Below are 18,183 nucleotides of genomic sequence, written 5' to 3'. Positions count from 1 at the left end.
ACCTAGTACTTCCTCTCCAGCGGCGGGTAGCGCAACTCGCCCTGCTCGTTCTTGGTGACGACGACCGGCTTCCAGTCCAGGCGGATGTGATCCTCTGGGTCCGCCGAGTGGGGATCTCCGGAGAGATACGCCATGGTGTGCTGCATGTAGTTCTCGTCATCGCGGTTCGGATAATCGTCGCGCATGTGCCCGCCACGGCTCTCCTTGCGGTTGCGGGCCGTGTACGTGAGCACCTCCGCCAGGTCGAGCAGGAACCCCAGCTCGATCGCTTCGAGGAGATCCGTGTTGTACCGCTTGCCGCGATCCTGGACTCCGACGTTGATGTACCGCAGGCGCAAGTCGTTGATCACGCCGAGCACCTCGGTGAGCGACTCCTCGGTGCGGAACACCTGCGCACCGCGGTCCATGGCCTCTTGCAGCTCGCGGCGCAGATCGGCGACGCGCTCGGTGCCCGTGCCGTTGCGGAAGCCCTCGACCATCTCGCGCACCATCTTCGCCGGATCCTCGGGAAGCGGGACGAAATCGACGGTCTGCGCGTAGTCGGCCGCATTGTTACCGGAGCGCTTGCCGAACACGTTGATGTCGAGCAGCGAGTTGGTGCCGAGGCGGTTCGAGCCGTGCACCGAGACGCAGGCGCACTCGCCCGCGGCGTAGAGGCCGGGAACGACCGTGGTGTTGTCGGAGAGCACCTCCGCGTCGTTGTTCGTCGGGATCCCGCCCATCGCGTAGTGCGCGGTCGGGAACACGGGGACGGGCTCCGTCACCGGGTCGACGCCCAGGTAGGTGCGCGCGAATTCCGTGATGTCGGGGAGCTTCGTCTCCAGCACCTCCGCACCGAGGTGCGTGCAGTCGAGATAGACGTAGTCCTTGTGCGGGCCAGCACCGCGTCCGTCGAGCACCTCTTGGACCATCGAGCGGGCCACGATGTCTCGCGGCGCCAGGTCCTTGATGGTGGGGGCGTAGCGCTCCATGAAGCGCTCGCCCGACGCGTTGCGGAGGATCGCGCCCTCGCCGCGCGCTCCCTCCGTGAGGAGGATCCCGAGGCCTGCGAGGCCCGTCGGGTGGAACTGGTAGAACTCCATGTCCTCGAGCGGCAGACCCTGCCTCCAGACGATCCCGACGCCGTCACCGGTGAGGGTGTGAGCGTTCGAGGTCGTCTTGAAGATCTTGCCGAACCCGCCGGTCGCGAACACGATCGACTTCGCCTGGAAGACGTGCAGGTCGCCCGTCGAGAGCTCGTACGCCACAACGCCGGAAGGCTTGCGCACGCCGTCGACCTCGGTCATCACCAGATCGAGCACGTAGTACTCGTTGAAGAAGTTGACGCCGAGCTTCACGCAGTTCTGGAACAGCGTCTGCAGGATCATGTGGCCCGTGCGGTCCGCGGCGTAGCACGCACGGCGCACCGCCGCCTTGCCGTGATCGCGCGTGTGGCCGCCGAAGCGGCGCTGGTCGATCTTGCCCTCCGGGGTGCGGTTGAAGGGCAGACCCATGTTCTCCAGGTCGATGACCGCGTCGATGGCTTCGCGGGCCAGGATCTCGGCCGCGTCCTGATCGACGAGGTAGTCGCCGCCCTTGACCGTGTCGAAGGTGTGCCACTCCCAGTTGTCTTCCTCGACGTTCGCGAGCGCCGCGGCCATACCGCCCTGCGCCGCGCCCGTGTGGGAGCGCGTGGGGTAGAGCTTCGTGATCACGGCGGTCTTGGCCTTCGGCCCCGCCTCGATCGCGGCGCGCATGCCCGCGCCACCTGCGCCGACGATGACGACATCGAACTGGTGATAAATGACGCCGTCCTTGACGGTGACGTCTTCGCCCTGGTGGGTGTCTGTGGTCACGTGAATCCTATTCTTCGTTTCGAAATCCGTTGCTGCGCGCGGGGCTACGGCGTCGGGCAGAACGACGCGACGAGCGCCGGGTCCGCTCCCGCGGGGCAGGGGTCGAGGGTGTAGATCACGAAGGTGCCGAGCAGGATGAGCAGGGCGGCCGACAGGAACAGCGCGACCTTGAAACCCTGGGCGAGACGCGGACGGGTCACGTAGTCGTTCACGATGGTGCGCATGCCGTTCGCGCCGTGGATCAGCGCCAGCCAGAGGAGCAGGGTGTCCCACACCTTCCAGAACGGCTGCGAGAGCTTGCCGCCCACGAAACCGAAGTCGATGGCGTGCACGCCGTCGCCGATCATGAGGTTCGAGAAGAGGTGGCCGAACACGAGCACGATCAGCAGCACGCCCGAAACGCGCATGTAGACCCAGCCCCACTTCTCCCAGTTGGTGCGCTTCTTCGCCGGCGTCTTCGCGCGCGGAGCATCAATCGTCAATGACATGTCTGTTCTCCTCGCGCTCAGTGACCGAATACGTTCATCAGGTGGCGGGGCAGGAAGCCGGCCATGGTGACCGCCCAGAGCCCCATCACGACCCAGAACATCGTGCGCTGGTATTTTGCGCCCTTGCTCCAGTAGTCGACGAGGATGATGCGGATGCCGTTGTAGGCGTGGAAGACGATCGCCGCGACGAGCACGGCCTCGCCGAGGCCCATCACCGGCGTCTTGTAGGTGCTCATGACGGCGTTGTACGCCTCTGGGCTGACCCGCACGAGGGCGGTGTCGAGCACGTGCACGAGCAGGAAGAAGAAGATGGAGACACCCGTGATGCGGTGCAGCACCCAGGACCACATTCCCTCGTTACCGCGGTAGAGGGTGCCGCCAGGGCGGACCTTCTTCCTCGCCACCGGTGCGGCTGCTGCCGTTTGGGCTGACACGGGCTTCCTCCTTCGTCGGGCTTCGCCGAGAGTCACCCGGCGGCTGACATAGCCATCTCGCCATGTGCGGGAACCCCCGTCACCAAGCATGGCTGAGAATCCACTGCGGAACCATTATGACACCTTTCGTGAGCGCTCCTGCACGCGCCCGATGGCCGGGAGACGCCTGTGCTCGTCTGATGATGCAGCCTCGTGTCGCGGTCGTCCGCTGCAGAGACGAGACGGAGCCGGGCGCGCTCCGCACGCCCGGCTCCGTGGTTCGCACCGCGAACGATGATTCACGCGGCTCAGACGAGCGCGGGAACCGCCGCTCGCTCGATGACCTGCGCCAGATCCCTGCGATCCTCCGGGGTGAGCTCCTGCAGCGGTGGGCGCACGGGCCCCCCGGTCCGACCCACGGCATCGAGACCGGCCTTGACGATCGACACCGCGTATCCGGGAACGCGGTTGCGCACGTCGAGATACGGGTGGACGAAGTCGCGCAGCGCTGCGAAGACGGATGCGTGGTCGCGACGGCGCACGGCGTTGTAGAAGTCGATGGCGAAGTCCGGGACGAAGTTGAACATCGCCGACGAATAGGTCGTGACGCCGAGCTCCAGGTACGGCAGGGCGAATGTCTCTGCTGTGGGCAGCCCGCCGACGTAGGTGAGCCGATCGCCCAGCGTCGAGTAGATCTGGGTCATCTGCTCGATCGATCCGACGCCGTCTTTGAAGCCGATGAAGTTCGGCAGCCGATCCGCGAGGCGCACGAGGGTCTCGGCGGAGTACTGGGCGTTCGCGCGGTGGTAGACGATGACGCCCAGCGTGGTGGCCCGGCACACGGCCTCCACGTATGCCGCGAGACCTTCCTGCCCGGCTTCGGTCAGGTAGGGCGGGAACAGCAGGATGCCGTCTCCGCCTGCCGCTTCGACGGCCCGCGCCTGCTCGACTGCCGCACGCACCGAGCCACCCGCCGGGCCGAGCACCGCGGTGCGGCCTCCGACCTGCTGCACGGCGGCGGAGACGACGCGTGAGACTTCGTCGAGGGTGAGCGAGAAGTACTCGCCCGTTCCGCCTGCGGCGAAGAGCCCGGCGACCGGGTAGGCGCTCAACCATTCGATGTGCTCGCGGTAGGTCGCCTCGGCGAACTCCTGCTCCGCGTCGAAGTGGGTGACCGGGAATGAGAGCAGTCCGGATCCGATCTGACTCGCGAGTGCAGCGGGTTCCAAATTGGGCACGACGTTCAACCTCCGGGGAATGTGGGAAACGCACCGTCGCAGCGGGCGATCAGGATGCTGGGGATCCGATGCCTTCACGCTAGGTTGGAGAATAGATACCTGTCCAACATCCGTTATGGATCATTTCATGCACGGAAGGTATGGTGATCGGTACGGCGGTCGGGCCGGGGTGAGCGAAGGAGAGCACGTGTCGTACACGCTTGATCAGGTGCGCGCCCTGGTGGCCGTCGCCGAGGAACTGCACTTCGGCAGAGCCGCCGAACGGCTCCAGATGACCCAGCCGCCGCTCAGCAGGCAGATCCAGCGCCTGGAGGCGATCGTCGGCGTGCAACTGCTGCGCCGGAGCAACCGCCGCGTCGAGCTGACCGACGCCGGTCGCGCGTTCCTCGATGAGGCCCGCCGCATCCTGGCCATCGCCGACGGGGCCCCGCAGATCGCGCGCACGGTCGCTGCGGGGCTCTCGGGCGTCGTCCGCATCGGGTTCACCGCTTCGAGCGCGTTCACGCTGCTCGGCCCGCTGCTCGCGCGCCTCTCCCACGCGCTTCCCGACGTGACCATCGAATTGCAGGAGATGGTCACCACCCACCAGCTCGACGCGCTCACGAAGAGCGAGATCGACGTCGCGATCGGTCGACCGCCCTTCGACCCCGCCCATTTCGGTTCGAGGCGCATCCATCGCGAGCGGCTGCTCGTCGCACTGCCGGAGGGCCATCTCCTGTCGCGCCGCACGAGTCCCATCGGAGTCGAGGACCTGGCGAACGAGGACATCATCATGCACTCGCCCGTCGAGGCGCGCTACTTCTACGACATCGCGACGCGCATGATGCCGATCTCCCGGTGGAAGCACCGGTTCACGGTCAGTCAGGTATCGACGATGGTCGCCTTGGTCGGCGCAGGCACCGGTGTGGCCCTGGTTCCGGAATCCGCGGCCACGCTCGGCATCGCCGGCGTCACCTACGCGCCGCTCGTCATGAGCGAACCGCGGCCCATCGAACTGCACGCCGTCTGGCGCGAGGACGACACCCGGCCCCTGACCCGGCGAATCGTCCACGAGCTCCGCGAGGCGGCTGAGGCCCAGTAGCCCTCGGAGTCCTACTGCTCGCGCAGCGTCAGGTTGTAGGTGCGGTCGCGCCCGATGTACCAGAGGTCCTCCGTGCCGATCGCATGGCGGTCGTAGCGCCACGGGATCTCGGCCGCGCCGTACGAGCCCTCGCGCAAGACGAACCGGTATCCCGGTCGCAGCTCGTTCGCGAACGACTCCTGCTTGCCCATGAGGTGGCCGACGTTGCGCTTGCTGTACTCGACGTCGAAGTCGACCTCGTCGCCGAGCAGACCGATCTCCTGCATCCTCGGCCGCACCGTCGCGAGGTGCTCGAGGGTCCTCGCGTGGACGTCCTCGCAGATCACGCCCGGGCGCAACTGCGGAATGATGACTTCGCGCACCGCGTGCGTCAGGATCTCGTAGGCCTCCCGGCCCTCGGGAGTGCGCAGCACCGAACGCGCCATGTCGCTCGTCGCGACCACCACGCCGTCGATCACGACCTTCACGCCGGCGTCGAGCTGGATGCACGTGGTGGATGCGTCGAGCGGGAACTCCGTCGGCGGACCGGGGAAGAGCATGCGCTGCGACGAGTGCAGGTTGGTGAAGTAGGGCTCGATGCCGAATGGAATGCGCTGCTCGTTGCGGAAGCGGTCGAGATACTCCAGGTAGCGGGCGTAGAGCACGTTCTCGGTGAAGGTCTCGCCAGCATCGAGGTGCTCGTGGGCCCAGGCGACCGTCTGCTCGATCGCCGTGGTCGAGGCGCGGGCGGCGATGACCTGGAACGGCAGGTCTTCGGCGTCACGCTCATCGCGCCACGAGCCGAGCGCCCGGGAGGCGGAGACCAGCACGGAGCCGGCATCGGTGAGGCGGATGCCGAGCGCGCACTGCTCCCACTGCTCCTCGAAGGCGATCCGGGGGCCGGTCGACACCGCCGCGATGGCCTCGGCCGCCGAATCGTAGGCGCCAGCGGGCGTTCCCGCGATCCCGCGCAGCTGCTGCTCCGCGATCACGAATACCCGCCCGTCGGCCCACAACGCGACGGTTCCCGGCTGCCAGACCGTACCCGTGACCTCCGAGTAGTTCGGAGCCGAAGACAGCAGGATCGCGTCGACCCCCAGCTGGTCCGCGACGTCGGACAGCGCGGAGAACCTGGTGTCGGCATCGGACGAGAGCTCGCGTTCCAGGCCGACGAGGTGCTCGACCTCCGAGATGAGCCGCTCGGCGACGGGAATTCCTGCAGCGCGCCAACCCGCGAATCGGGCGAGCACCGCCGCCTGCTCGACCTCGTACACGTGCACCGGTCGCGCTCCGGGCAGGTCGACGCGCACGTCGACCTCACCGCTGAGCTTGAGGTAGTGCGTGTACGGAGCACGGGGATCGAGGTCGACCGGCCGTTCTCCTACGAGCTCCTTGACGAGAGCCGGAAGACTCGCGGCAGCCGGGAAGTCGGCGACCGGCCGGGGATCGATCGTGACCCAGGGCTCGTAGAAGCGGATCCGCTCGGGGTCGACGCCGCCGCCGGTCACGATGTTGCCCTGCTCCTGCTGACGGGCGAGCATCAACTCGGTGCCGGCGTCCTCGAAGATGAGCGGCGTGACGAACGGGAACGAGTCGAGGCGAATCGCAGAGAACAGGAGGCGATCGTTCGGGACGAAACCGTAGCGCTCGGTGACTGCCTGCGGGTCGCAGATGATTCTTGCCATAGTGCGTATCTTCCTAACTGCTTCGTGATTGTCGGTCAGCTGATTCCGGCTTCGACGCCGAGAAGCCCCTCGACCTGCGCGACGAGTTCCGCGAACCCGTCGGCGTATCGTGTGTCTTTGGTGCGGGGCCTCGCCAGGTCGACCTTGATGTCGGCGATGATGCGGCCGGGCCGATCCCCGACGACGAGCACGCGATCCGCGAGCCATACCGCCTCTGGGATGCTGTGGGTGACGAACAGCACACTGCGCTTCGTCTCCTGCCAGATGCGCTGCAGCTCGAAGTTCATCTGGTCGCGCGTCATGGCGTCGAGCGCACCGAAGGGCTCGTCCATGAGCAGGATCTCGGGGTGCGAGACCAGGGCTCGGCAGATCGAGACGCGCTGCTGCATGCCGCCGCTCAGCTCGTACGAGTAGTTCTTCGCCTTGTCGCCGAGACCCACGAGCTCGAGCAGTTCGAGTGCGTGCGCCTTCGCCTCCTTGTTGGAGCGCTTGCGGAACTCCATGGGCAGCAGCACGTTGGCGAGATTGTTGCGCCATGGGAGCAGGGTGGGGCTCTGGAAGACCATCGCGATGTCGCGCAGGGCCTCCTTCACTCCGCGTCCGCGCACGAGCACCTCCCCCTCCGTGTTCTCGAGGAGCCCGGAGATGATCTTGAGCAGCGTGGTCTTGCCGCCGCCCGACTGGCCCACGATGGAGACGAACTCGCCCGGGGCGATGTCGAAATCGCAGCCGCGCAGTACGGTATTGCTCGCGCCGCCCCTGGCGGTGTAAGTCATCCCCACGTCTCGGACGCTGATGACCGGCTCGGTGATCGTCATGATCGGTGTCCTTTCCGCCACCCGCTCACGCGGTCGGCGCCTCGATCTGCTCGTCGGGTCCGAGGGGCTCGAGGAATTCGTTCGTGTAGATGTCGGCGGGCGAGATGTCGTCGGGATTCTCGAGTCCGAGGTACTCCGCGGCGAGATCGATCTGCTTCTGCACCCCCGCATCGCTCATGGTGCCGAACCCGTTCTCCGTGTTCTCGTCGTCCCACATCAGATCGCACTGGCCCGAGATCGCGTCGGCGACGGCGGCCTCGTCGAAGCCCGGCACCTTCGCGTCGAACGACTTCGCGGTCTCCTCCTGGTTCTGGCATGCCCAGGCGAACCCTCGCTGCGTCGCTCGGTTGAAACGCTCGACGAGCTCCGGGTTCTCGTCGATGGTCTGATCTGAGGTGATGACGCCGTTGCCGTAGTAGAGCAGCCCGAGATCAGCCCAGTTGAGGATCACCGGGTCGTAGCCCTCCGCGATGAGCGTCGGCCCGTCTGAGACGGAGAGCGCGAGGTTCGCATCCCACTGGCCTGCGATGAGGCCCGGGATCTTCGCCTCCCCGGCCGCCGAGACGATCTCGACGTCGCCCTCGCTCCACCCGAGCTTGTCGAGCACCGCTGGCCACATCGCGACCATGGCGCCGTTGCCCTCGGTCGCGACGGTCTTTCCTTTGAGATCGTCCCAGTCCGAGATTCCGGAATCGGGCAGCGCCAGCGCGGCGTAGGCCGACTTGCCCTGCACCAGGTTGATCTGGCGGATCGATGCGCCCTGGGCCCGATTCAGGATGGAGACGTTGTAGTCGGCCCATCCGAAGTCGACGCGACCGGTGTCGACGGAGGCCACTGTGTTCGCCGATCCCGAGCCCGGCATGATCTCGACCTCGATGCCCTCGGCCTCGTAGAACCCGGCATCCACTGCGGCGTAGAAGGGGGCGTGCTTCGGGAGTACGGCGACGTCGAGCATGAAGTTGACCTGGTCGGTGCCGCTGTCGCCGGCTGCGCCGGAACCGGCGCAGCCGGTCACGAGGAGCGCGGTGGCGGCGATCATTGCCGCGACCGTTGATTTCTGTGCGCGCATGTGCGGGCTTCCTTTCTAGAGCGAAGATGCTGCGGAGCGGTGCGGATCGAAAGCGCTACTTGACGTGATTGCGCCACGGCAGCAGTCGAGCCGCGATCACGGTGATGAGATAGAAGAGCAGGAGCGAGATGGCGGCGAGCACCATGAACGCGGCGAACATCGTGGCGAGATCACTCTGCGCGTTCGCTCGGAGGATCACCTGGCCGAGTCCATCGGTGCCGGCGATGAACTCGCCGACCACGGCGCCGCCGACCGCGAGGGAGATGGAGATCTTGGCACCGGAGAAGATCGACGGGAGCGCGTACCAGAACTCGATCTTCCGCATGCGCATCCAGGCGCTCGCGTTGTTGATGCGCGCGAGCTCCTTCAGCTCGTTCGGCACGGCCGAGAGCCCGTCGAAGGTGTTGATGACGAGTGGGAAGAAGGCGATCGCCATCGCGACGAATGCTTTCGACTCGAACCCGAATCCGAACCAGACGATGAACAGCGGCGCGAGCGCCACCTTGGGGATGGTGTCCACTGCGATGAGCGCCGGATACAAGAAGTGGCGCACCGCCGGGATGTAGAAGAGCGTCGCTCCGCAGAGCACCCCGAGCCCCGTGCCGAGCGCGAAGCCGGCGAGCGCCTCGGTCACGGTCACCCAGGCGTGGTGGGCGAAGTAGTCGGGCTGAGCGAAGAGCTTCTCGAACGCGGCGATGGGCCCGACGAGCAGGTAGGTCGGTATCTGGAAGACGCGAACGATGAGTTCCCAGATGGCGAGGATCGCGAGCATGCCGATGGCCGCCTTGACGGCTTTGTCGACCCCGCTGGGCAGGACGCGCTTGCGCGCGGCCGGGGCGATGGAGATGGTCTCTGTGAGACTCGAGGGAGCGGCGATGCTCTGCTGATCCCTGACCGACGTGTGCTTCGAAGTATCGATGTTCATGGCCTTCCCAATTTCGACGTGTGGCGACCAGCTCTGGGCGAGTCGTTTCGGAAGCGCATCCACTCTCGACGAGTCCTCGACGATGAGGCGGACGAAGCATGACCATCAGTATTGAAGCCGTTCAAGATACCTGTCTAACACTCTTTCAGCATCCATTAAGTCCCTGGAGGCATCGACCAGGCAGTGATTGGGAATTTTTGCCGACAATACCAATACCGCATCGCTCCAGCTAAAAACGATACTGGACGCGACACAATGCCCAGGGTTTCACTGGCAGAGGACGCATGTTCCGCCCCAGCCCGCGCCGACGCGTCGGCGCACCGGTACTGCACCACTCCACTCCATCCGCTCCCCGAGGAACAGGAGCTCAGTGATGAGCGCATCGCCCACTCACCCCACCACCCCCGAGCAGCGCCTCACCGCACTCGGGCATCGGCTGCCGCAGGTCGCAGCCGGCTCGTATTCGTACGACCCCGTACTCGTGCGGAACGACACCGCCTACGTGTCGGGTCAGATCCCCAAACGCGACGGCGGGGTCGCGTTCACCGGGGCCGTGCGATCGGGAGAGGACGCCGCACGCGGTCGTCAGGCTGCGGAACTGTGCGCGCTCAACGCGCTCGCCCAGATCGAGCAGTCCGTCGGGCTCGACCGCGTCGCGCAACTGCTGAAGCTGCAGGTGTACGTCGCGAGCGGCGACGACTTCGACGACCAGCCGGCCGTCGCCGAGGGGGCGTCGCAGCTCCTCCGAGCGGTACTCGGTGAAGCCGGCCGCCACGCGCGAACCGCGCTCGGCGTGCCCCGGCTCCCCAAGAACGCCACCGTGGAGATCGATCTCACCGTGGCGCTCCACCCCACCGGTGACTGAGCGCGAGCCCGTCGGTCGGCGCCGGGCGTCCCGCTCAGGCACCGCCGAACCCAGCAGCAGCACCAGCACCACCACTCAGCAGTGAAACGGAGATCATCGTGCACACCTCACCCGAAGCACTCGAACAGATTCTGAGCCGTGCGGCGTCCGCGGCGCCCGTTCTGGCCGCCCTCCCTCCGCGGTCGCGAGCCGCACTCCTCACCGCACTGGGCGATGCGCTCGATGCCGAACGCGATCGTCTCATCACGATCGCCGAATCGGAAACCGGGCTCACCCCTGCTCGCCTCGGCGGAGAAGTCACGCGCACCGCGGTGCAGCTCCGGCTCTTCGCCGACGCCGTCGTCTCCGGTGCGCACCTGGACGCGCGCATCGACGAAGCCGATCCCGAGTTCGTGCTCGGCGCGCGCCCCGACCTGCGTCGCACGCACATTCCCGTTGGACCGGTCCTCAACTTCTCGGCGTCCAACTTCCCGTTCGCGTTCTCCGTGCTCGGGGGCGATTCAGCGGCGATTCTCGCCGCCGGATGCCCGGTGATCGTCAAAGCTCATTCGGGGCATCCCGAGTTGTCGGAGGCGACGGCAGCGCTCGCCCAGCGCGTCATCGCAGACCGCGGGCTGCCCGCAGGCACGCTCCAGCTCATCCACGGCCAGCAGACCGGAGTCGCCGCGCTGCGCGACCCCAGAGTCCGCGCCGGGTCGTTCACGGGTTCGACGCACGGAGGCCGCATCCTCGCCGACATCGCGGCGGCGCGCCCAGCACCGATCCCGTTCTACGGCGAGCTCGGCAGCGTGAACCCGGTCTTCGTCACCTCCGAGGCGCTCGCCTCGCGCGGTCCGGCACTCGCCTCCGAGTATCTTGCGAGCGTGGCGGGATCGGCAGGCCAGTTGTGCACGAAGCCCGGACTCCTGTTCGCCGCAGTCGACGACGCGTTCCTCGAAGCGCTCGCGGCCGCGGGCGCCTCGGAACTCGGCACGAGCGAGCATCGGCTCCTCGGTCCGCGCATCACGGACACCTACCTCGAGGACGTGGATCGCGTGCTCGCGGTCGACGGGGTGCAGCCGGTCGTCATCGGCACGAGTCGCGTGGACGAGGCCGGGAATGGATGGGTCACCCCGACGATCGTGCGGGTCACCCTGGAGACGCTGCGCGCCAACAGCGAGGTCCTCGCAGAGGAGCACTTCGGCCCGTTCTCCGTCATCGTGGAGGTGCCGGATGGCACGCCGCTCGCTCCGCTCGTCGGCGAGTTCATCACCGGGTCCCTCACCGGCACCGTCCACCTGGGAGAGCACGAGCGATCGGCCGCGGCCGGAGCCGACGCCGCGCTCTCAGACTTGGTCACCGCGCTCTCCAGACATGCGGGCCGGGTGCTCTTCGACGGCTGGCCGACCGGCGTCGCGGTGACGCCCGCTCAGCAGCACGGCGGGCCGTGGCCGGCGACGACGAACGACGCGAGCACCTCGGTCGGCACCGCAGCACTCGGGCGATTCCTCCGCCCGGTCGCCTTCCAGAATGCGCCGAGCGCATTCCTGCCCGCTGCGCTGCTCGACGAGAATCCGCTCGGCGTTCCACAGGAGCGCAGTGCCGCAGGCGAGTCGATCTCCTGGGGCCGCGCAGTAGGCTGAGCGCATGACCGAGAGCTCTGCGCGCATCCCAGCCATTGAACGTCTCACGTGCGTGATTCCGGCGGGCGGCGTCGGCTCCAGGCTCTGGCCGCTGTCGCGGGCGAACGCCCCCAAGTTCCTGCTCGACCTCACCGGGTCCGGCGACTCGCTGCTCCGGGCGACGTGGGATCGGCTCGCCCCGCTCGTGCCGGCGGAGCGCACCATGGTGGTGACCGGCATCTCGCATCGGGATTCCGTCGCCGAGCAGCTGCCCGAGCTGCTCGGCGAGAACCTCGTCACCGAGAGCGAGCCGAAGGACTCGTCGGCGGCCATCGGCCTCGCGGCCGCGATCCTGGAACTGCGCGACCCCGACGCGATCCTCGGCTCGTTCGCGGCGGACCACGTGATTCGGGGGGACGTGCTGTTCCAGCGCGCCGTGACCACGGCGGTGCAGGCCGCGGATCAGGGATACATCGCCACGATCGGCATCCACCCCTCGCACCCCGCGACCGGCTTCGGGTACATCTCGACCGGTGACGCGCGTCGCGATCTGGCGCCCTTCGACGTGTACGACGTGACGGAGTTCGTCGAGAAGCCCGACGCCGCGCAGGCGGAGGGGTACCTCGCGAACGGCGGATACCTGTGGAACGCCGGAATGTTCATCGCACGCGCGTCGGTGCTGCTCGAGCAGATGGCCCTCCAGCAGCCAGCGCTCGTCGAATCGCTGCGCGAGATCGCGGCCGCCTGGGACACGGAGCGCGGCGCCGACGTGCGCGAGCGCCTGTGGCCCACCCTTCCGAAGATCGCAATCGACTACACCGTCGCAGAGCCCGCGGCCTCCGCCGGCAAGATGGTCTGCGTCGCGGCCCACTTCGACTGGGACGACGTGGGCGACTTCGCCTCAGTCGCGAACCTGCTCACCCGGGGTCGCGGCAGTGATCTGGCGGTGCTGGGCGATGGCGCGCAGGTGCTCTCGGATGCGTCGAGCGGCATCGTCGTCTCGGAGAGCAGCCGGCTCGTCGCACTCGTCGGAGTCGAGGATGTCGTCGTGGTGGACACCGCGGATGTGCTGCTCGTGACGTCGAAGAGCCGAGCTCAGGATGTGAAGAACCTCGTCAGCCGCATGAAGGTGACGGGCGGAGGGCACCTGCTGTAGCGCGCGTCCCCTCTCAGGAGGTGACGAGGAGCGAGAACGGGTAGCGCTGAGACGAGAGCACCCGCACGTCGACGTTCGAGCGATCCAGCTCGCTCAGGCCGCCCTCGGGGTCCGCTCCCGGGTACCGGTCGCCCGTTTCGAAGTCGGGATCGTTCGACAGCACCACGCGGCCGTTCGCGTTCACGAGCGTGGAGCCCCGATGCCCGACGAACACTGGGAGCAGCGCGTCCTCGAGCGACGACACGAGGACATCGGCGCAGACGACTCCCCAGAAGTCACCCCCGACGAGCACGGGAACCGCCGACGTGATCGTCACCTCGTTCGAGCACAGGTAGTCGACGAAGGGGCCCGCGACGTGCCGGTCCCCCGTCGCCTCCGGCACCCGGTACCACTCGAGCCGCATGAGGTCGATCGCCGCCTGGCCCGGGCCGAACGTGGACGAGGCGAGCAGCGCGCGCTCGGGCCCCTGCCACCACGCCAGCGGGTTCCCCTCGCTGACGAGCTCTTCACTCGCGCAGAATCCTGCGCCGTAGAGCGGACGCCCCTCGGTGTCGAGCACCTGGTGGGCGCCGGGCTTGGCGATCGCGGCGAGCTGGGCGCCCGTCAGCGGGCCCGCCTCGGATTCGCGGCGCAGGGCCGATGCCAGCGACGGCACCCACCGGTCGAGCGGAGCGAATACTCCATCGAAGAAGTCATCGACGTGGCGCAGGGCCACCCGGAGCGGGGCATCTGCAATATCAGGCGCGGCGGTCACGGCACTCTCTTCCTCTTCTTTGAGGTCGCCGGAGAGTCACCCCTCCCGACGACGCGCTTCCAGTGTGCCACGAAGATCGGCATCGCGCGGCGCCGCGATCAAGTCTGTTCGGAGGCTCACGAGCCAGCGGGTCGAGGCGCGCACCGATGCGCGGATGGCGGATCGCGCAGCGTCGATGTCGCGCGCACGGGTAGCGCGGATCTGCGCGAGCAGCGCCCGCTGCGTCGCCAGTCGCGCTCCCTCGTCGAGGTCTTGGAGCGCGAGGAGGGGCGTGAACTCGGTCTGCACGCGCACGTGTTCCTTGGTGAGGCGCACGGACTGGCTGAGCGCCGCGAGCTCCAATTGGATCTCGGTGACGCGGCGTCGCCAGGCGACGCGATCGAGGTCGCGAGCGCGTTCGATCACGGCGGCCACGACGTCGATCTCCTCCGGCGTCGAGCGTTGGCACGCGTATTCGGCGCAGGCGCAGCAGACGGCCTCGTAGTGCACGGCGAGGTCGGCGAGCGCGACGCGCGGCATCGCCTGCAGTGCGCGCGCATTGACCTCCTCGACGGAGCCGTGACTCGGGCGCACGAAGCTGCCGCCGTTGCGACCGCGCCGGGTTTCGATGAGGCCGCGGTGGCGCAATCCGCTCAGCGCTTCGCGAACTGTCACCACGGCGACTCCGAGCAGGGCCGAGAGCTCGGTCTCGCTGGGGAGCCGCTCACCTTCGGTGAAGGCGCCGACCGAGATCGCCTGGACGATCCTGGATTCGACCAGCTCGATGCGGCCCTCGTCGCCGATCGGCGCGAGCGCTGCCGTGCGGAGCCGGCTCGGGGGCGCGGACGGCATTTGAGCGCTCACCGTTCTCCTCCGATTCTCGCGAACGTACCGAGTGTGTCACGAGCGAACTGAGATTTCGCCGCCGCCACTCCGTGATCAAACCGTGATGCGGAGAACTCCGAGCGCGTTCTAATCCTATAAAACCATATGTTATGTTTCATCTATCGGGCCGACAGCGACGTTGAGGAGCAACCGTATGACACACCACGCCCCCACCCCAGTACCGCAGGGGGACATCGCCGTATCGGTGCGCGGCGTTCGCAAACAGTTCGGCGACCTCGTCGCCGTGAACGACCTCGACATCGAGATCGGCGCCGGCGAGTTCTTCTCGATGCTCGGGCCTTCGGGATCCGGGAAGACGACCGTGCTCCGCATGATCGCCGGCTTCGAGGAGCCCACCGCAGGCTCGATCCTGCTCCACGGAACCGACGTCACGAAGTCGGCGCCGTTCGATCGCGACGTCAACACGGTCTTCCAGGACTACGCGCTCTTCCCGCATCTCACCATCGCCGAGAACGTCGCGTACGGACTCAAAGTCCGCGGCGTCTCCGCCGCCGAGCGCCGTCGTCTCGTGGCGGAGTCGCTCGAGCAAGTGCAGCTCGCGCACGTCGCCGACCGCTCGCCCGCGCAGCTTTCCGGCGGCCAGCGCCAGCGCATCGCCCTCGCTCGCGCCCTCATTCTGCGCCCCAAGGTGCTCCTGCTCGACGAACCCCTCGGCGCCCTCGACAAGCAGCTGCGCGAGCAGATGCAATTCGAACTCAAGCAGATCCAGCGCGAGGTCGGCATCACGTTCGTGTTCGTCACGCACGATCAAGAGGAAGCGCTCACGCTCTCCGACCGAGTCGCCGTGTTCAACAACGGGAAGATCGAGCAGGTCGGCAGTCCGCGCGAGGTGTACGAGTTCCCCCGCACCGAGTTCGTCGCCAGATTCCTCGGCATCACGAACCTCCTCGCGGACGACGCGGCGCAGCGCATCCTCGGCGAACGCACCCCTCACAGCGTGCGCCCCGAGCGCGTGCGGCTCGTCGACCCGACCGCCCCACTCGACCCTGCAGACATCGCGCTCCCCGGCACCATCCTCGAGACCGTCTACGCCGGCGCGCACACGCGCTACCTCGTCGAGACCGCCAGCGGCACCCGCTTCATCTCAGAAGCGCAGAACACGCACACGCCGCGCACCAGCCCGAGCATCTCGCGCGGAGACGCCGTGAGCCTCCGGTTCGCCCGCGATCACGCGGTCGTCGTGCCCAGCGCCTGACCCGCACCCAGACACCCCCGCAGTACCCAATCGCCTACGAAGGAGTAACGATGCACAAGAAACTCGCCATCCCGGCGGCGCTCGTCGCGGCCGCCGGACTCGCCCTCTCGGGCTGTTCCAGCAGCGGCGGTGAGTCCGCACCGGGAGAGATCTCGATCGACGTCCCCGACCTCCCCGCGCTCGAGTCGCTCGGAGACATGGAGTCCGAGCTCAACATCGTCGCCTGGTCGGGATTCGTGGAGCCCGCGTGGGCCGAAGAATTCACCGCCGAGACCGGGTGCAAGGTCAACCGCAAGGTGGCGGCGACGAGCGACGAGATGGTCCAGCTCATGCGCACCGGTGAGTACGACCTCGTCTCGGCCTCCGGCGACGCGAGTCTGCGACTGATCGTCGACGGCAACGTGCAGCCGCTCAACACGGAGCTGATTCCGAACTTCGGCGACGACATCGTCGAGGGGATGAAGGGCCAGCTCTACGACACCCTCAACGGCAACGTCTACGGCATTCCGATCGGCCGCGGCGCGAACATCCTCGAGTACAACTCGGACGTCGTCACCGAAGAACCGACCAGCTGGGACGTCGTGTGGGAGGAGGACAGCCCGTACGCCGGCAACATCGCCGCCTACGACAGCCCCATCTACATCGCAGATGCGGCGATCTACCTCATGGCGACGCAGCCCGACCTCGGCATCGAGAACCCGTACGCCCTCGACGAAGAGCAGTTGGCGGCAGCGGTCGAGCTGTTGCAGCAGCAGAACACCATGGTCTCCGAGTACTGGTCGCCCGCCACCAACGTGACGTCGTTCACCGGCGGCAATTCGGTCGTCGGCACCTCCTGGGAGGTGCTGCGCAAGGCCACGCAGGATGAGAAGTTCAAGAGCGTGCTCCCCGAGGAGGGCTCGACGGGGTGGTCCGACGCGTGGATGCTCGCGGCCGAATCCGAGAGCCCGAACTGCGCGTACGCGTGGATGGACTACACGAGCAGCCCGGAGGTGAACGGGCAGATCGCGATGAACTTCGGCATGGCGCCCGCCAACGCCGCGTTCTGCGAGACCAGCGACGAAGCCCGCGAGCACTGCGAGTACTTCAATGCAACCGACGAGGAGTACTTCGAGCAGGTGTGGTTCTGGACCACCCCGATCGACCAGTGCCTCGATGGCCGCACCGATGTGCAGTGCACCAACTACCAGGACTGGACCAGCGCCTGGGCAACCGTCAAGGGCTGACCGCCCGACGGCGGGTGACCGGGGCACGCCGCCCCGGTCACCCGCCCCACCCGCCACACCACGACCCGTCAGTGAGGAACCATCGTGTCGAACCAGCCGACCCTCGAGCGCCGCACCAAACCGGTGTCGACAGCGCTCTACCGCCACCCGCGCGGCCGTCTCGCATCGCTGCTGACGCTGCCGATGGCGTGGCTGCTCGGCGTGTACATCCTGTCGCTCGTGCTCCTGCTGATGACCGCATTCTGGACGACCGACCCGTTCACCTCGCGGGTGAAGCCGGGGTTCACGCTCGAGAACTTCGAGCAGCTCGTCACCGTTCCGGCCTACCTGTCGACGGCGCTGCGCACACTCGGAATCGCCCTCGCGGTCACCGCGATCTGCGCCGCCGTATCCATTCCGCTCGCCGTGTTCATGGCGAAAGTCGCGGGGCCGAGACTCCGGGCCGCACTCGCCGTGCTCGTCACCCTGCCGCTCTGGGCGGGCTACCTCGTGAAGATCATCGCCATGCGCCTCGTGTGGACCGATGAGGGATTCTTCAACTGGGCGCTATCGCCCTTCGGGATCACGGGCCCCGGCTTCGGCACCCTGACCGTCATCCTGACCCTCGTCTACCTCTGGTTCCCCTATATGGCGATTCCGGTATACGCCGCCGTGTCGCAGATCCCGACCAATCTGTTCGACGCTTCTTCCGACCTGGGCGCAAGCGGCGCCCGCACGATCCGCACCATCGTCGCCCCACTCCTCCTCCCCGCACTGATCGCCGGTTCCGTATTCACGTTCTCACTGAGCCTCGGCGACTACATCGCGGCCATGTACGTGGGCGGCTCGACGCAGATGATCGGCAGCATCATCGCGCAGAACATCAATCTGAATCCGCCCCTCGCCGCGGCATTCTCCTTCGTGCCGATCGTGCTCGTCATCATCTACCTGAGCGCGGTGCGCCGCACCGGCGCGCTCAACAACCTCTGAC

Annotated in this window: 17 protein-coding genes; 7 read left to right on the top strand and 10 right to left on the bottom strand. The window is 67.3% G+C overall.

Going from position 1 to position 18,183, the window contains the following annotated elements:
• Positions 1–2: 2 nt before the first annotated feature.
• The 4 genes from sdhA to kdgD all read right to left on the bottom strand — a co-directional run bounded on the left by sdhA (position 3) and on the right by kdgD (position 3,974).
• The gene (gene sdhA / locus WFH23_RS12540) at positions 3–1,835 is read right to left on the bottom strand and encodes a succinate dehydrogenase flavoprotein subunit (RefSeq protein WP_200330208.1); all 1,833 of its coding nucleotides are present in this window, start codon (positions 1,833–1,835) and stop codon (positions 3–5) included.
• A 44-nt stretch (positions 1,836–1,879) separates the two neighbouring features.
• On the bottom strand, positions 1,880–2,323 hold the full coding sequence (locus WFH23_RS12535; RefSeq protein ID WP_090146540.1) for a succinate dehydrogenase hydrophobic membrane anchor subunit: 444 nt from the start codon (positions 2,321–2,323) through the stop codon (positions 1,880–1,882).
• 17 nt (positions 2,324–2,340) lie between these two features.
• The gene (sdhC, locus tag WFH23_RS12530; protein ID WP_336662772.1) at positions 2,341–2,757 is read right to left on the bottom strand and encodes a succinate dehydrogenase, cytochrome b556 subunit; all 417 of its coding nucleotides are present in this window, start codon (positions 2,755–2,757) and stop codon (positions 2,341–2,343) included.
• A gap of 287 nt (positions 2,758–3,044) precedes the next feature.
• Complete coding sequence (gene kdgD, locus WFH23_RS12525; protein ID WP_090146537.1) at positions 3,045–3,974, bottom strand: 5-dehydro-4-deoxyglucarate dehydratase; 930 nt, start codon at positions 3,972–3,974, stop codon at positions 3,045–3,047.
• 187 nt (positions 3,975–4,161) lie between these two features.
• On the opposite strand from kdgD, the gene WFH23_RS12520 reads away from it, so the two are divergent.
• Positions 4,162–5,055: a LysR family transcriptional regulator gene (locus WFH23_RS12520; RefSeq protein WP_336662771.1), complete on the top strand. Its 894-nt coding sequence runs from the start codon at positions 4,162–4,164 to the stop codon at positions 5,053–5,055.
• A gap of 11 nt (positions 5,056–5,066) precedes the next feature.
• On the opposite strand, the gene WFH23_RS12515 is transcribed toward WFH23_RS12520, so the two are convergent.
• Genes WFH23_RS12515 through WFH23_RS12500 form a run of 4 tightly spaced genes read right to left on the bottom strand, consistent with a single transcriptional unit; the run spans position 5,067 to position 9,531 of the window.
• Positions 5,067–6,719: a M24 family metallopeptidase gene (locus tag WFH23_RS12515; protein ID WP_336662770.1), complete on the bottom strand. Its 1,653-nt coding sequence runs from the start codon at positions 6,717–6,719 to the stop codon at positions 5,067–5,069.
• Positions 6,720–6,754: 35 nt separating this feature from the next.
• Positions 6,755–7,537, bottom strand: coding sequence for an ABC transporter ATP-binding protein (locus WFH23_RS12510; RefSeq protein WP_200330215.1), 783 nt, complete (start codon positions 7,535–7,537; stop codon positions 6,755–6,757).
• 25 nt (positions 7,538–7,562) lie between these two features.
• The gene (locus tag WFH23_RS12505; protein ID WP_211650015.1) at positions 7,563–8,606 is read right to left on the bottom strand and encodes an ABC transporter substrate-binding protein; all 1,044 of its coding nucleotides are present in this window, start codon (positions 8,604–8,606) and stop codon (positions 7,563–7,565) included.
• Between the two features lie 55 nt (positions 8,607–8,661).
• The gene (locus WFH23_RS12500; protein ID WP_176698266.1) at positions 8,662–9,531 is read right to left on the bottom strand and encodes an ABC transporter permease; all 870 of its coding nucleotides are present in this window, start codon (positions 9,529–9,531) and stop codon (positions 8,662–8,664) included.
• Between the two features lie 373 nt (positions 9,532–9,904).
• Between WFH23_RS12500 and WFH23_RS12495 the strand changes: the two genes are divergently transcribed.
• From WFH23_RS12495 to WFH23_RS12485, 3 genes are all read left to right on the top strand, one after another.
• Positions 9,905–10,396: an Atu1372/SO_1960 family protein gene (locus WFH23_RS12495; RefSeq protein WP_090146529.1), complete on the top strand. Its 492-nt coding sequence runs from the start codon at positions 9,905–9,907 to the stop codon at positions 10,394–10,396.
• A 98-nt stretch (positions 10,397–10,494) separates the two neighbouring features.
• The gene (locus WFH23_RS12490; RefSeq protein ID WP_090146526.1) at positions 10,495–12,018 is read left to right on the top strand and encodes an aldehyde dehydrogenase family protein; all 1,524 of its coding nucleotides are present in this window, start codon (positions 10,495–10,497) and stop codon (positions 12,016–12,018) included.
• A gap of 4 nt (positions 12,019–12,022) precedes the next feature.
• Positions 12,023–13,153 (top strand): mannose-1-phosphate guanylyltransferase, encoded by a 1,131-nt coding sequence (locus WFH23_RS12485; RefSeq protein ID WP_200330224.1) that lies wholly within the window; start codon positions 12,023–12,025, stop codon positions 13,151–13,153.
• Between the two features lie 13 nt (positions 13,154–13,166).
• Here WFH23_RS12485 and WFH23_RS12480 read toward each other — a convergent pair whose 3' ends face one another.
• Both WFH23_RS12480 and WFH23_RS12475 read right to left on the bottom strand, forming a co-directional pair.
• Entirely contained in the window at positions 13,167–13,907 is a 741-nt protein-coding gene (locus WFH23_RS12480; RefSeq protein ID WP_090146522.1) for a hypothetical protein, read from the bottom strand.
• A 36-nt stretch (positions 13,908–13,943) separates the two neighbouring features.
• Entirely contained in the window at positions 13,944–14,750 is an 807-nt protein-coding gene (locus WFH23_RS12475; protein ID WP_090146520.1) for a GntR family transcriptional regulator, read from the bottom strand.
• Between the two features lie 175 nt (positions 14,751–14,925).
• Here WFH23_RS12475 and WFH23_RS12470 point away from each other — a divergent pair, with 175 nt between their 5' ends.
• From WFH23_RS12470 to WFH23_RS12460, 3 genes are all read left to right on the top strand, one after another.
• A complete protein-coding gene (locus tag WFH23_RS12470) occupies positions 14,926–15,987 on the top strand; it encodes an ABC transporter ATP-binding protein (protein ID WP_200330228.1) in 1,062 nt (353 codons plus the stop codon).
• A gap of 50 nt (positions 15,988–16,037) precedes the next feature.
• A complete protein-coding gene (locus tag WFH23_RS12465; protein ID WP_090146516.1) occupies positions 16,038–17,213 on the top strand; it encodes an extracellular solute-binding protein in 1,176 nt (391 codons plus the stop codon).
• Between the two features lie 84 nt (positions 17,214–17,297).
• Positions 17,298–18,182, top strand: coding sequence for an ABC transporter permease subunit (locus WFH23_RS12460; protein ID WP_090146515.1), 885 nt, complete (start codon positions 17,298–17,300; stop codon positions 18,180–18,182).
• Position 18,183 lies beyond the last annotated feature (1 nt).

The sequence above is a fragment of the Leucobacter sp. USHLN154 genome (assembly GCF_037145595.1).
GTDB classification, from domain to species: domain Bacteria; phylum Actinomycetota; class Actinomycetes; order Actinomycetales; family Microbacteriaceae; genus Leucobacter; species Leucobacter alluvii.
This window is presented reverse-complemented; position numbering and strand designations above follow the sequence as displayed.